The 13,531-nt window shown below is 66.7% G+C and carries 12 protein-coding genes; 9 read left to right on the top strand and 3 right to left on the bottom strand.

Annotation, left to right across the window (positions count from 1 at the left end; genetic code table 11):
* The first annotated feature begins 84 nt into the window (after window positions 1-84).
* A complete protein-coding gene (locus TVNIR_RS09445; RefSeq protein ID WP_015258793.1) occupies window positions 85-597 on the top strand; it encodes a GlcG/HbpS family heme-binding protein in 513 nt (170 codons plus the stop codon).
* Between the two features lie 102 nt (window positions 598-699).
* On the opposite strand, the gene TVNIR_RS09440 is transcribed toward TVNIR_RS09445, so the two are convergent.
* Window positions 700-1,341, bottom strand: a complete 642-nt coding sequence (locus tag TVNIR_RS09440) for a hypothetical protein (RefSeq protein WP_157092248.1) — start codon at window positions 1,339-1,341, stop codon at window positions 700-702.
* Between the two features lie 846 nt (window positions 1,342-2,187).
* Between TVNIR_RS09440 and TVNIR_RS09435 the strand changes: the two genes are divergently transcribed.
* The 7 genes from TVNIR_RS09435 to TVNIR_RS09410 all read left to right on the top strand — a co-directional run bounded on the left by TVNIR_RS09435 (window position 2,188) and on the right by TVNIR_RS09410 (window position 9,891).
* Window positions 2,188-4,245: a sodium-translocating pyrophosphatase gene (locus TVNIR_RS09435; protein WP_015258791.1), complete on the top strand. Its 2,058-nt coding sequence runs from the start codon at window positions 2,188-2,190 to the stop codon at window positions 4,243-4,245.
* A gap of 68 nt (window positions 4,246-4,313) precedes the next feature.
* Complete coding sequence (locus tag TVNIR_RS09430; RefSeq protein ID WP_211263192.1) at window positions 4,314-4,523, top strand: hypothetical protein; 210 nt, start codon at window positions 4,314-4,316, stop codon at window positions 4,521-4,523.
* A 526-nt stretch (window positions 4,524-5,049) separates the two neighbouring features.
* A complete protein-coding gene (locus TVNIR_RS09425; protein WP_015258789.1) occupies window positions 5,050-5,502 on the top strand; it encodes a hypothetical protein in 453 nt (150 codons plus the stop codon).
* A 145-nt stretch (window positions 5,503-5,647) separates the two neighbouring features.
* Complete coding sequence (locus TVNIR_RS19030) at window positions 5,648-5,800, top strand: DUF3096 domain-containing protein (protein ID WP_015258788.1); 153 nt, start codon at window positions 5,648-5,650, stop codon at window positions 5,798-5,800.
* 38 nt (window positions 5,801-5,838) lie between these two features.
* Window positions 5,839-6,234 (top strand): DUF6627 family protein, encoded by a 396-nt coding sequence (locus TVNIR_RS09420; protein ID WP_043739568.1) that lies wholly within the window; start codon window positions 5,839-5,841, stop codon window positions 6,232-6,234.
* Window positions 6,235-6,531: 297 nt separating this feature from the next.
* The gene (locus tag TVNIR_RS09415; protein ID WP_015258786.1) at window positions 6,532-8,538 is read left to right on the top strand and encodes a CocE/NonD family hydrolase; all 2,007 of its coding nucleotides are present in this window, start codon (window positions 6,532-6,534) and stop codon (window positions 8,536-8,538) included.
* Between the two features lie 54 nt (window positions 8,539-8,592).
* A complete protein-coding gene (locus TVNIR_RS09410; protein ID WP_015258785.1) occupies window positions 8,593-9,891 on the top strand; it encodes an ATP-grasp domain-containing protein in 1,299 nt (432 codons plus the stop codon).
* 155 nt (window positions 9,892-10,046) lie between these two features.
* Here TVNIR_RS09410 and TVNIR_RS09405 read toward each other — a convergent pair whose 3' ends face one another.
* Complete coding sequence (locus TVNIR_RS09405) at window positions 10,047-10,490, bottom strand: hypothetical protein (protein ID WP_043739567.1); 444 nt, start codon at window positions 10,488-10,490, stop codon at window positions 10,047-10,049.
* A 448-nt stretch (window positions 10,491-10,938) separates the two neighbouring features.
* Between TVNIR_RS09405 and TVNIR_RS09400 the strand changes: the two genes are divergently transcribed.
* Complete coding sequence (locus tag TVNIR_RS09400) at window positions 10,939-12,015, top strand: PQQ-dependent sugar dehydrogenase (protein ID WP_237251619.1); 1,077 nt, start codon at window positions 10,939-10,941, stop codon at window positions 12,013-12,015.
* 211 nt (window positions 12,016-12,226) lie between these two features.
* Here TVNIR_RS09400 and TVNIR_RS09395 read toward each other — a convergent pair whose 3' ends face one another.
* Complete coding sequence (locus TVNIR_RS09395) at window positions 12,227-13,531, bottom strand: HlyD family type I secretion periplasmic adaptor subunit (RefSeq protein ID WP_015258782.1); 1,305 nt, start codon at window positions 13,529-13,531, stop codon at window positions 12,227-12,229.

Raw genomic sequence — 13,531 nt, 5'->3', positions numbered from 1 at the left:
AGGCGGGACGGATTACGTCCTCCAGGGGACGGCCGCGGCAGGGCCGTCCCTGTTTCGATGCTCGTGATCCTGGAGGATGCACCCATGTTCAGACTCGCTTCGAAAGCATTGACCCGAGGTTTGCCCGCACTGGCCCTGTTGGTCGTGACACCGGCCCTGCTGGCCAGCGACTTCCTGACGCAACGCGTGATGAGCATGGAAATGGCGCGGGATATCGCCCAGGCGACGGTCGACGCCTGCCGCGAGATGGGATACCAGACCAGCGCCGTGGTGGTCGACCGGGGTGGGCATCCGCAGGCGATCCTGCGCGACTCGCTCGCCGCGCCGTTCACGATCCAGATCGCGCACGACAAGGCGCGGGCGGTCATTCTGTCCAACGTCGCGTCGTCCGCGTTCCGGACCAACCGGAACGACATTCGCATGGAAATGAATCACGTGGACGGGATTCTGGTGCTCGACGGAGGTCTGCCGGTGGAAGTCGCCGGCAGCATGGTCGGAGCGGTCGGCGTTTCCGGTGCCCCCGGTGGTCACCTGGACGAGCAATGTGCTCAGGCCGCACTTGACGCGCTGGCTGACCGCATCGACTTTGCGATGTAAACCCCCGCCCCGCTGGCTCCTGGGTACCCGGCGTGCGGCCCCAGGACACATGCCCCGCCGGCGGCGTCGGTTTTACCGCCATGCGCCTGCACCCGAGGGGTTTCAGGATCGGGTTTCCTGGTCGGCCGATTCCGTCAGCGGGGTGTCGGCCCGCCGGGCATTGCCATTCAGCAGGCGTGTCCCCGGGACCATCCGGGGCAGGCTGTTGCCACCGTTCCCGCCGTTGCCACCGTTCCCGCTCGGATCGCGGCGCCGCATCTCCTGGCGGATCCGGAACAGATAGCCGGCCACCGCACCGCCCGAGGAACTGATCAGCAGCACGCCCAGCGACAGGAACTGCGTCAGCAGGAGCAGCGTACCCAGACCCGCCATCCCTGCGACTGCGCCGGCCATGCGCAGGCTCGACCGGGTCTTCACGCGCTGAGTTTCCCGCTGTACCTGCCGGCGCGCGTCCTCGGCGGCTTTTGCACGCTCCTGCTCGGTCAGGCGCCGGTGGCGCTCGCGCTCTCGGGCCAGGTGGGCCTGGGCCCGGATCAGCGCCTCGCGGTGGGCGCCACGAGCCATGGAGGCCAGCCACAGCGCGGCAAAAAGGCCACTGACCAGGCCGAGGGCGGCAAAGGTCAACGCGATGTCGGTGGACCCGGTGTGCCACCACGCCAGCACCAGTAGCACCGTGACCGCCTGCACCAGCGTGATCGCAAGGAAGTATTTCAGCGCCAGCGGCACCCGTAACCAGTTCGCCAATGCATCCTCCCGTTCGTTGTTGAGTCCATCGCCGGCCACGGGTTCAGGATCCGGGATCGGCGTATCTGCGCTCAGGCCAGCGCCTCCGTTTTGCCGCCGTAGCCCAGCCGCTCCTGTGCAACCAGCGGGACCAGGCCGCCCGGCCGGATGATACGGCCTGTGGGGTCCAGCCACTCGCAGTGCCGAATTCCGCGCGGGCGCGTTCGTGGTCCGCTTCCCGGACACAGGTTCAGGCTCCCGGCTCTGACGGTCCCGCTGCTGATGAAGGCGCGGCTTCAGGACGGTGGGCTCCGGATCGCGTGTCCTGGCTTGACGGTTCCCCCCGAAGTCTAGCCGACCCGCCGTAGCGGCGCGGCATGTTGCCGCGCCGCCAGCGTGGTCGGCTGCCGGGTACCCGCCGAGTACACAGCGCATGCCAACCCGGTCCTGCCAGTTCGGCCTTGACTCGCCGCGAAGCGGGGAGTAGGTTCGGCGCCCAGCGAAAGGCAGGGGCGCTTGCCCGGGCGATCCCGACGCGGACGTTCGCGACGGGCCGCAAGCCTTCCTGAAATCAGGTTGCGGTGCGTGCGGTGTCGAAGCCGTATCCCGTGGCCAGGCGCGGCGTTGGGGCAATGCCGCGCCGGACTCACCCTGACAAGCAACCGCATGGCTGCGGCCATCGGCGTGGGCTGCCGCATGCTCGTGTGCGCGGCGCAAATAAAAGAAGAACAGGGGAGCGCTGAAGGAGATCGAGGGGGTGTCCCCCGGGACAGTGATGGCCGGCCGTGCCGGTGATCCCCCGGGCCTGCCGTTGCTCGTGCCGCGCTTCCCGATACCACCACCAAAATGTCTCAAGGGGAGGCAGTGATGACGATGTCAGTGATGGGACTCGTGTTCGCGTTGCTATGCGGCGCGGTAGCATTGGTCTACGGCGTGTGGTCGATACGCTGGGTACTCGGGATGTCCGAGGGCAACGACGAAATGCGCCGGATTGCCCGGGCGATCCAGGAGGGCGCATCGGCGTACATGAAGCGCCAGTACACCACGATTGCGATGGTGGGCGTGGTGATCTTCGTGCTGCTCTGGCTGGTGATCAGTGCCGCCTCGGCGATCGGGTTCGTGATCGGCGCCGTGCTGTCCGGCGCCGCGGGCTTCATCGGCATGCATGTGGCGGTGCGCGCGAACGTGCGCACTGCGGCTGCCGCGATGAACGGGCTGGAACCCGCGATGAATGTCGCGTTCCGCAGCGGCGCGGTCACCGGTCTGCTGGTGGTCGGGCTCGGCCTGCTAGGGGTCGCCGGCTATTTCGCGATCCTGTGGGTGATCACGCCGAGTGGCGAGAGCGTGGGGCTGTCCCCGCTGGTCGGTCTGGCGCTGGGCGGTTCGCTGATCTCGATCTTCGCGCGTGTCGGCGGCGGCATCTTCACCAAGGGTGCGGATGTGGGCGCCGATCTCGTCGGCAAGGTCGAGGCCGGGATCCCCGAGGACGATCCGCGCAACCCGGCGGTGATCGCCGACAACGTGGGCGACAACGTCGGTGACTGCGCCGGGATGGCCGCCGACCTGTTCGAGACCTACGCGGTCACGATCATCGCGACCATGATGCTGGGCACGCTGCTGGTGCGCGACCTGGGTGTGATGGCGGCGGTATACCCGCTGGTGCTCGGCGGTGCTGCGATCCTCGCGTCGATCGTCGGCACATTGTTCGTTCGGGCACGCCATAGCGGCGAGATCATGAAGGCCCTGTACAAGGGGCTCGCAGTCTCCGGCGGCCTGGCCGCGATCGCGTTCCTGCCGATCACGATGCTGATGATCCCGGACAACGCGCTCGCCGGCAGCATCGGTGTCGAGAGCGGGGCGGTGATGCGCCTGTACGGGGCGGCACTCGTCGGCCTCGCGCTGACCGTCGTCATCATGATCGTGACCGACTATTACACCTCGACCTCGTACCGCCCTGTACGGCACCTGGCTGCCGCCTCGACCACGGGGCACGCGACCAACATCATCGCCGGTCTTGCGATCTCGATGAAGGCCACAGCGGCCCCGGTGCTCGCCGTCTGCGCCGCGATCCTGGCGTCCTATGCACTCGGCGGCCTGTACGGAATCGCGGTTGCCGCGACCGCGATGCTGTCGATGACCGGGATCATCGTCGCGATGGACTCCTACGGACCGGTCACCGACAACGCCGGCGGCATCGCCGAGATGGGAGATCTGCCCCCGGATGTGCGCGAGGTCACCGATGCGCTGGACGCGGTGGGCAACACCACCAAGGCGGTCACCAAGGGCTACGCGATCGGTTCCGCCGGCCTGGCCGCGCTGGTGCTGTTCGCCGACTACACTCACGGCCTGGCCGACCACACGGGTCTGAGCTACGTGTTCGAGCTGAGCAATCCGAAGGTGATCGTCGGCCTGTTCATCGGCGGCCTGGTGCCCTACCTGTTCGCGGCGATGACAATGGAATCGGTAGGGCGCGCCGCCTCGGGCATCGTCAACGAGGTGCGCAGGCAGTTCCGCGAGATCCCCGGGATCATGGATCGCAGCGCGAAGCCGGACTACACCAGGGCGGTGGACATGCTCACCAGTGCCGCGATTCGGGAGATGATCATACCGTCGCTGCTGCCGGTGCTGGTGCCGGTACTGGTCGGCGTGTTCCTGGGCAAGGAGGCGCTCGGCGGCCTGCTGATCGGCACCATCGTCACCGGCCTGTTCGTCGCGATCTCGATGACCACCGGCGGCGGTGCCTGGGACAACGCCAAGAAGCACATCGAGGACGACAACCATGGTGGCAAGGGCTCCGAGGCACACAAGGCCGCGGTGACAGGCGACACCGTGGGTGACCCCTACAAGGATACCTCGGGCCCGGCGATCAACCCGCTGATCAAGGTGATCAATATCATGGCACTATTGATCGTGCCGGTCCTTTGAGCGAGGCCCGGGCCCGCTTCCGCATCCGACAAGGAGAAACCAAGACCATGCCCAAGATTCGATTGCAGATGGCGCCGGAGATGGAACTGAAGATGGACCTCGACGTCGAGGGCGTCGACATCGACAGCCGCGACTGGGACGTGCAGCAGCACAAGGCAGAGGTGTACACGGAATTCGAACGCCGTATGAAGGAGGCTTTCCCGGAAGGCCTGCGGGTGCACAGCTTCGAGTTCGGTCTCGACCGGGGCTGGCACGAGGAACTGCAGGAAGAAGAGTAACCGGGCCGGCCGTTTCACGGCCGGCGGGACGGAGAGGCGGGGGCGGCGCGACAGCAGCACGGTCGTGGCCGCCCCCGATTCGTTTGGATCCGCGCGTGCATGCGTTCGAAGACCCGGGGCACCGCGATCAGGTTCGTGGGCCGAACCTGTACCGGACCCTCGCCCAACCGGCTGGTCGATCGAGCGTAGGCGATCACGATTCCGGGCGAGACCGCCGCGTAGTAGCCGACCGTGCGCCCAGCGTGTGTGACAGCGGCAGGAACGGCAGCACGCGGTCGGCGCGTTCGCCGACAGACAGCTCGGCCCCGCGAGGTGTTCAGCCTGGGTCTGCAGACCGACGCGCCGGGTGCGCCGGATGGCCGGCATTCAACAGCCAGGGTTCTGTCCGTCTTTCCCTCCTTTCCCGTATAGTCGCTTCCGCGAAATCTCCGGGGAAATCACATGGCCTTTGCGCCAGAAGAGCGCCTGGTTTGTGCCAGAATGGCGACGCCTTTGCCCGATCCGGAACCGAGCGTGTGACCCGGCCATGGAAGAGAACGAGTTCAAGACCATCTTCAGCGGATATGACCCGCAGCGCTGCCATTTCAACAAGGCGATCCTGCTCGGCTGTGCCGGCTGCAGCCGTTCGCAGCGCGTGCTGATTGCCGAGCGCGAAGCACTCAGCTGTCTGTCGCGGGCGGGCCACGCACGATGTGGCGAGTTGCTGGGCCTGTTGCGCGAGAAGGCCGCATTTGCGCTCGGCATCACACAGGTGGGCCAGCGGCTGCCGCATGGCAAGGAGATGAAGGTCGAGTGTGGCGGGCTGCAGGCGCTGTCTGTGCTTTCCGGTCATGGGCATCCCGACGACATCGATGCTGTGTTGCAGGCCGCGATCCGGCAGTACGGATCGCTGGCGGAGATTCCGTACGGGGAAGTGGTGCGGGCGGTCAGCCGGTATGCGCTGCGCAAGCGCAGCGGCAACGCCCGTCCGGACGGATAGATACTCCGGCCCCTGCGGGAACGGTAGGAGCCGATGTGATCGGTGCCTCGGAACGGGCTGCGGGGATCGCTTAAACTGCGAGTATGCACATGCGCTGCAGCCGCCCGCTGCCACGTGGAGCCATTGTCCATACGGAGGTCTTGAGATGAACCTGACGCTTGGCCTGACACCCATCGTTTCCCTGGTGGCGGGTATTCTGATCCTGCTGGTTCCCCGGTTGCTGAACTACATCGTGGCGATTTACCTGATCGTGATCGGTGTGCTCGGGCTGGTGAATTCCGGACAGGTGATGATGTGATCCGTTGCCCCCGAAGCCATCGCCAGACGAGGTGATTCATGAACGACAAAATGACCTTGAAGCAGGTGCTGGGGCTGTTGTGTGCGGTGCTGCTCGCCGCTGCGACCGTCGCGGCGCCCCTGCAGGCGTCGATGATCGGCACCGGCAGCATGATCGAACTGGAGCACGCACAGGCCGAACGTGAACGTCTGGTGGCCATGCTCGAGCGCAAGGACGTTCAGCAGCAGTTACAGGCGATGGGTGTGACCGAGGCCGATGCGGCGGCGCGCATTACGCGCATGACCGATGCGGAGGTGCGCATGCTCAACGAGCGCCTGGACGAGATGCCCGCGGGCGCTGGCGCCCTCGGCGTGTTGGTGTTCTTGTTCCTGGTGTTCGTGATCACCGATGCGCTCGGGGTTACGGACATTTTCCCGTTTGTTCATTCCCGGTGACCCGGCTGGGCACGGCCTGACTGCCGTGCCCGGGGTTCTTTGGTGTGCGTGGACGCTGTGACATTCGGGCAATGGCCTCCGTAGAGGCAGGATCGGTCGGCTAACCCGGTGGCAGCTTTGCAACGACTTACGTGCTCCAACCACCAGGGATTTTCTGGCCGAGGCATGGGCCACGATCACCGTACGCAGGGTATACAATCGCCGGTACCGGTGCGCGGCCCGAGCACCCGTAAAGACGTCGGGGCTGGCGGGCGTGATGTACAACGGGCGTGATGCACCATCGGCGGAGGTGGCGACATGGATCGGGAAACCCGCGTGCGCGTGATCGAGCATACCTGGATCACGATGTCCGACGGTTGCAGCCTCTCGGCCCGCATCTGGCTGCCCGAGGACGCCGAACAGAACCCGGTGCCGGCGATCCTCGAGTACATCCCCTACCGCAAGAACGACCACAAGGCGTTGCGCGACGCCGAGATCCACGGCTTCTTCGCCGCCCACGGCTATGCCGGGGTGCGCGTGGACTTGCGCGGCTCCGGCGACTCGGACGGGGTGCTGCGCGACGAATACCTGCAACAGGAACTCGACGACGGCCTCGAGATCCTGCGCTGGATCGCGGACCAGCCCTGGTGCTCGGGCAAGGTCGGCCTGTTCGGGTTGTCCTGGGGTGGCTTCAACGGCCTGCAGCTGGCGGCGCTGCAGCCGCCCGAGCTCGGCGCGGTGATCTCGGTGTGCTCGTCCGACGACCGCTACGCCGACGATGTGCATTACATGGGCGGCTGCCTGCTGACCGACAATCTCTCCTGGGCCTCGACCATGTTCGGCTTCAACTCCTGCCCGCCGGACCCGCGCGTGGTCGGCGACCGCTGGCGCGAGATGTGGCTGGAGCGGCTGGAGGACAGCGGCCTGTGGCTGCGCCAGTGGCTGGAACACCAGCGCCGCGACGACTACTGGAAGCACGCCTCGGTCTGCGAGGACTACAGCGCGATCGAGGTGCCGGTGATGGCGGTCAGCGGTTGGGCCGACGGCTACTCGAACACCGTATTCCGCCTGCTCGAGCATCTGCAAGTTCCGCGCGCCGGGCTGGTCGGGCCCTGGGGGCACAAGTACCCGCACATGGGCGGTCCCGGGCCGACGATCGATTTCCTCGGCGAGTGCGTGCGCTGGTGGGATCACTGGCTCAAGGGCATCGACCGCGGCGTGGACTCCGATCCGATGGCGCGGCTGTGGCTGCACGACGCCCGCAGCCCATTGGTGCCGGAGATCACCGGCGAGTGGATCGCCGAGGAGCACTGGCCCAGCCCCAATATCCATTACCGCGAGTTCGAACTGGCCAAGGGACGTCTGGTTGCCGGCGCTGAACGCACCGACGGCGCCGAGGATCTGACCATCCGCAGCCCGCTGAGCGTCGGCCTGTTCGCCGGCAAGTGGTGTTCCTATGCCGAGATCACCGACCTGCCCTCCGACCAGCGGCTGGAGGACGGCGGCGCGCTGGTCTTCGATACCGATCCGCTGGAGACCGATCTCGACCTGCTCGGGGACAGCGTGCTGGAACTGGAGATCTCGGCCGACCGGCCGGTGGCCCAGGTCGCGGCGCGCCTGTCCGACGTCGACCCCGACGACCGTGCGACGCGCGTCACCTTCGGCATCCGCAACCTGGCCCACCGCGACGGCCACGACGATCCCCAGCCGCTGGAGCCCGGGCGTCGCTACCGCACCCGCATGCGCCTGAACGAGGTCGCCCAGCGTTTCCGCCGCGGCCACCGCATTCGCCTGGCGATCTCGAGCTCCTACTGGCCGCTGGCGTGGCCGGCGCCCGAGCCCGCGCGCCTGACGCTGCATCTAGACGGCTGCCGCCTGCACCTGCCCGAGCGCCGCGCGCCCGCGGACACCCCAGTGCCGCGCGACCTCGGTGAACCGCGCCAGGCGCCGACCCCCGCACATACCCTGCTGGCACCGGCGCACCGCGAGTGGAAGGTGGAACACAACCTCGCGACCAACGAAGTCGCGCTCGATGTGACCAACAACGACCCGGTGCTGCACCTGCACGACAACGACCTGGTGTTCGGCCGCGATGTGCGGGAGCGTTACAGCTACCGCAGCGACGTCTACGACACCGTGCGCGGCGAGGTGGTGCACACCCGCCATTTCCGCCGTGGCGATTGGTCGGCACGCACGGTCACGCGCACTGTGCTGACGTCGACCCGCGATGCATTCCTGATCCGCGCGACGCTCGATGCGTATGACGGCGACGTGCGAGTGTTCGCCAAGAGCTGGGACGAGACCGTCCCTCGCGACTGCCTGTGATGCCGGCCGCCGCGTGCGGCCACCCATGAGCAACCCTTGCCGGGAGGAGTTCAGGTGAGCAGGAAAAACGTCTTCATCATCGGGCTCGATCCCTTCAACCGCGCCAAGCTGGAGCGCCTGCCGCAGGCCGCCGAATGCGATTTCCACGCGGCGCTGGACATTGCCGACATCCGGAATGTCGAGCAGTTCGACATGGCCGCACTGATCGACAAGGCCGTGCGCAATATCGAGTCGGCTGGCGGCTCGGTCGATGCGATCGCCAGCTATTACGACTTTCCTGGCACCGTGCTGGTGCCGGTCCTGGCCGAGCGCTTCGGCGTGCCCGGGCCGACGCTGGAGTCCGTGCTCAAGTGCGAGAACAAGTACTGGAGCCGGCTGGAACAGCGCAAGGCGATTCCCGAGCATATTCCGCAGTTCTGGCCGTTCGATCCGTTCGACGACGACGCCTGGAGCCACATCAACCTGCTGCCGCCATTCTGGATCAAGCCGATCAAGTCGTTCCGCTCGTTCCTCGCGTTCCAGATCAACGACGAGCGCCAGTTTCGCGCGGCGATGCCGGTCTGCCGCGAGCGCGGCGGTTTCATGAACGAGCCGTTCCGCTACCTGATGCGCCAGTTCGGTGCACCGCCGGAGATCGCCGAGATGCCCGAGAGCTTCGTCGCCGAATCACAGATCGGCGGGCGCCAGTGCACGCTCGAGGGCTACAGCTGCGAGGGCGAGGTGAACGTCTACGGCGTGGTGGATTCGGTACGCGCCCCGGACAGTTCCTCGTTCGCGCGCTACGAATACCCATCCTGCTTGCCGCTGGAAATCCAGCACCGCATGATCGATGTCGCGCGCTCGGCAGTACGGGGCATCGGGCTCGATCACTCGCCGTTCAACGTCGAGTTCTTCTACGACCCGAACGCCGATCACGTCTGGCTGCTCGAGATCAACCCGCGCATCTCGCAGGCGCACACCGATATCTTCGAGAAGGTGCACGGCGTCTCCCACCACTCGGTGATGGTGGACCTGGCGCTGGGGCGCAAGCCGAAGCCGATGGAACGCCAGGGTCCGTTCAACGTCGCGGCGCACTTCATGTTCCGCACCGTGGAAAGCGGGCGTGTAGTGCGTGTCCCGAGTCCCGGCGCGATCGAGCGCCTGAAGAGCCGCCAACCGGGCACCGAGGTGAAGATCCCGGTCAGGCCCGGGCAGCACCTGAGGGATCTTCAGGGCCAGGACATGTACAGCTACGAGATCGCCAACGTGTTCATCGGCGGGCGCGATCAGTCGGAACTGCTGGACAAATACGACGAGGCGCTCGCGGTACTGCAGTTCGACATCGAGAAGGATACCGGGACGGTCATTGCCTGAGCGCGTTGGCGACGGTCCGGGCGGGAAAGGCCCGGCACCCGGAGCTGATGCGTACGCAGCGCGGCGCGTGATCAACGGGTTGCTGCGCTCCGCGAAGTGGTGCTCCGCGAAGTGTCGCTGCGGGACAATGCGGGTGTGGCAGCGCGCGCTGGCGATCAGCGCGGGCCATGCGGCCGGATCCAGAGCGCGAACAGCCACCCACCGAGCGCGCCCGCCGCCGCGAGCGCGCCGATGCCCGAGGCAAAGCGCGCGGCGCCGATCATCGTCGCCGGGAGCAGCGCGTTCATTACCAGCAGCGCCCCGGCGATCGCGGCAAACCCGGCCAGCGCATGCAGTGCGATGCGCGCGCGGGGCCACCGGCGGGCGAGCAGGCCGCTGACCGGAAGCGCGACCAGAAATCCCGCAGCGACCAGCAGCGCGTAGGTCGGAGCGAAGCCCGCCAGGTCGTGCAGCGTGGTTTCGAGCCGCACCGGCCAGGGAATCGGGGCGCCCAGGCGCTGGATCATCGCCAGATTGAACTGGGTCTGGATCACGCTGCCGGCCGCCGCGGTCACGACGACCGCTCCGAACCACGCCAACGCCGCTCTGAGCCTTTGCATCCGATTGGAACTCCCCAGTTGTGTTACGGAACCGCCGCCGCCCGGCCCGATGCATCTGCTATTCTTGCAGCCACAACCCGCAAAATCATCCCGTGATGTCCCTCGGGAAGCGCAGAGGAATCCATCCTGTGATTGCGAGCGAAACGCGGCACGAATGCGCGTAGCGCATTGAACAGCCGAAGGCTGACCCGCAGGGTGAACGCAGCGAATAATCCAAACGGCGCGGATTGAATCAATGCTTTATGGATCGCCACGTCGCTCCGCTCCTCGTGACGACGGTTTAATCAGCATCCCATCCCCGGTCCATACCGGGGCAGGCGTTCGTGGAGAAACGGGGACTGCAGTGGGGCACCATCGACACTCTGGTAACCCACTGATTTCATGTTGTTCTGGCAGTTCGTTTGTCAAGAACGATTCCCTCGTTTGCCTGTGCCGTGGACTGCTGCTCGTGCTGTTCGTCGTTTCCGGGGGCGTCCAGGCGGTCGAATACCGGATCGAGACCGTCGCGTCCGGGCTCGAACATCCCTGGGCCATCGCTTTCCTCCCGGACGACCGGATGCTGGTGACCGAGCGCGCGGGCCGGCTGCGCATCATCGACGAGGGGCGCTTGCTGGACGCGCCGGTGGCCGGAGTGCCCGAGTCCTTCGTTCGCAGCCAGGGCGGCCTGTTGGAGGTGCTGCCCGATCCCGGTTTCGACGACAACGGCCTGATCTACCTGACCCAGGCGCACGGAACGGGCGCCGCGAACACGACGCGCCTGTTGCGCGCACGGCTCGACGGCGAGCGGCTGGCGGATGTCGAGGTTCTGTTCGAGGCACGCCCGATGCGTGCGACCCCCGTGCATTTCGGCGGACGCCTGGCGCTGCTTCCGGACGGCACGCTCGTGCTGGGTCTGGGCGATGCCTTCGACGATCGCGAGGACGCGCAGCGCCTGGACAGCCACACTGGCAGCATTGTCCGCGTGCATCGCGACGGGCGGGTGCCGGCAGACAACCCGTTCGTCGGCAGGGCCAACGCACTTCCCGAAATCTACAGCTACGGGCACCGAAACGTGCAGGGGATCGTCTTTGATGCGGAGAATGGGGTGCTCTGGGCGCACGAGCACGGGCCGCGTGGCGGCGACGAACTCAACCTGATCGAGCCCGGTGTGAACTACGGATGGCCGGTGGCGAGTCATGGCATCGATTACTCGGGGGCCCGGATCACGCCCTATACCTCGTTGCCGGGCATGCGTGACCCGGTGCGTCACTGGACACCGGCCATCGCGCCGTCGGGAATGACGCTGTACCGCGGCGATCAGTTTCCCGAGTGGCGGGGGAGCCTGCTGATCAGTTCGCTGGTGCAGCGCCAAGTGCGCCGGCTGTCGCTCGACGGTACGCGGGTGATCGGCGAGGAGGTGCTGTTCGTGGAAGTCGGCGAGCGCCTGCGCGACGTGCGTGAGGGCCCGGACGGCGCGCTGTACCTGCTGACCGACAAGCCAGACGGACGCGTGCTCCGCGTCACACGGGCAGACGCAGGCGGATGACCGCGGTCCCCGGCCGACGCGCACATCCCGCTGGCGCGGAATCGGTTTGGGAGGGGATGCACGGGGCCGGCAGATCCTCGATCCAGCCGGAACCCGGGCGCCACTCGCACGAGTGGCAGGATCGGATGGGAAGCGGGATCCACCTGTGCGCGACGGCCGCCAGCGGTGATGGGGTGGGTTTGTCCGGACCGCGCGACGGGAGGATTTTCGGTCAGCGCTCGCGCAGAGCCTCCCCCGCGCGGTTCAGCGGCTTGGTGAGGTACTGCCAAACGGTTTTGCGGCCGCTCCGGATATCGACCTGCGCAATCATGCCCGGTTCGATCGGGAACCGCCGCCCTGCTCGGTTGATCAGGGCATCCGACTCGGTCTCGATGAACACGCGGTAATAGAACACCTCGGGGTTGACCTCGTCGCGGATCGTATCCGGCGAGATACTGACCACCTGACCGTCGAGTGCGCCATAGGTCGCGTAGTCGTACGCGGTGACCTTGACCTTGGCATCCTGGCCCGGCCGGATGAACGCGATATCGCGCGGGGAAATCCGAGCCTCGATCCGCAGCTGGTCCTCAATGGGGACGATCTCCATCAATTGGCCGTTGGCCGGCAGTACACCGCCGAGGGTCGTGACGTGGATGCTCTTGACCACGCCACGCACGGGCGAGCGCAGGGTCTGGCGTTGGACCGCGTCGCGCAGGCCGCGCAGCACGGACGCAAGCGCCTCGACCTCGGTGCTGGCTCGTGCCATCTCCTCGCGGGCGCGCACGAGGAACTCCGATTCCAGTTCGTGCAGCTGACGCGTGAGGTCGGCCTCCTGGCGACGCAGCTGTAGCAGCTCCACCTGGCTTGCGGCACCCCCTGAGACGAGCCGTTCGGTGATGCGCCGTTCCTGCTGTACCATGTCGAGCGATTCCGCGAGTCCCTGCCGCGATTGCTCAAGGCCCTGCTGGCGCGATTCATACAACGCAGACTCCGAGGCGATCAGGGCAGGGTGATCCAGGAGTTCATCCGGGAACGTCAGTGGCTCTCGGTTCACCTCCGCTTCCAGACGGCTCGCGCGGGCAAGCGCCCCGCGATAGCGGGCCTCGGTCTCCTCGAGATCGGATTCGGAACGGGTCGGGTCGAGCCGTGCCAACGGCTGTCCGGGTGACACGGTGTCTCCTTCGAACACGTACAGTGCCTGCAGGATCCCGCCCTCCAGCGACTGGATCACCTGGGAGCGGGTATGCGGGATGACCGTTCCCTGCCCGCTGGAGACCTCGTCGACCGTCGCAAAGTACGACCAGATCAGGAACACCGTGATGAATCCTGCTGCCAGCCAGATGATCCGGGTGGCGCCAGTCATCGCCGAATCGTCGATCTCGTCGCGGTCGCTGTGTCGGTGGTCGCCGAGGACGTTGCCGCGGAGTAGGCGGTTGGCAAGGGATCTGGCCGGGATACGCCCCCAGAAAGCACGCAGCCGCTGGCCCCAGGCGACAGCATGCTGATGGGCCGCCTTGATGCCGGTCCGGAGTACCAT

The sequence above is a fragment of the Thioalkalivibrio nitratireducens DSM 14787 genome (genome assembly GCF_000321415.2).
Taxonomy (GTDB): Bacteria; Pseudomonadota; Gammaproteobacteria; order Ectothiorhodospirales; family Ectothiorhodospiraceae; genus Thioalkalivibrio; species Thioalkalivibrio nitratireducens.
This window is presented reverse-complemented; position numbering and strand designations above follow the sequence as displayed.

Coding starts and splice junctions, on each gene's coding strand:
- TVNIR_RS09445 (WP_015258793.1), top strand. CDS start 85: ATGTTCAGACTCGCTTCGAAAGCATTGACCCGAGGTTTGCCCGCACTG.
- TVNIR_RS09435 (WP_015258791.1), top strand. CDS start 2,188: ATGACGATGTCAGTGATGGGACTCGTGTTCGCGTTGCTATGCGGCGCG.
- TVNIR_RS09430 (WP_211263192.1), top strand. CDS start 4,314: ATGGCGCCGGAGATGGAACTGAAGATGGACCTCGACGTCGAGGGCGTC.
- TVNIR_RS09425 (WP_015258789.1), top strand. CDS start 5,050: ATGGAAGAGAACGAGTTCAAGACCATCTTCAGCGGATATGACCCGCAG.
- TVNIR_RS19030 (WP_015258788.1), top strand. CDS start 5,648: ATGAACCTGACGCTTGGCCTGACACCCATCGTTTCCCTGGTGGCGGGT.
- TVNIR_RS09420 (WP_043739568.1), top strand. CDS start 5,839: ATGAACGACAAAATGACCTTGAAGCAGGTGCTGGGGCTGTTGTGTGCG.
- TVNIR_RS09415 (WP_015258786.1), top strand. CDS start 6,532: ATGGATCGGGAAACCCGCGTGCGCGTGATCGAGCATACCTGGATCACG.
- TVNIR_RS09405 (WP_043739567.1), bottom strand. CDS start 10,490: ATGCAAAGGCTCAGAGCGGCGTTGGCGTGGTTCGGAGCGGTCGTCGTG.
- TVNIR_RS09395 (WP_015258782.1), bottom strand. CDS start 13,531: ATGGTACTCCGGACCGGCATCAAGGCGGCCCATCAGCATGCTGTCGCC.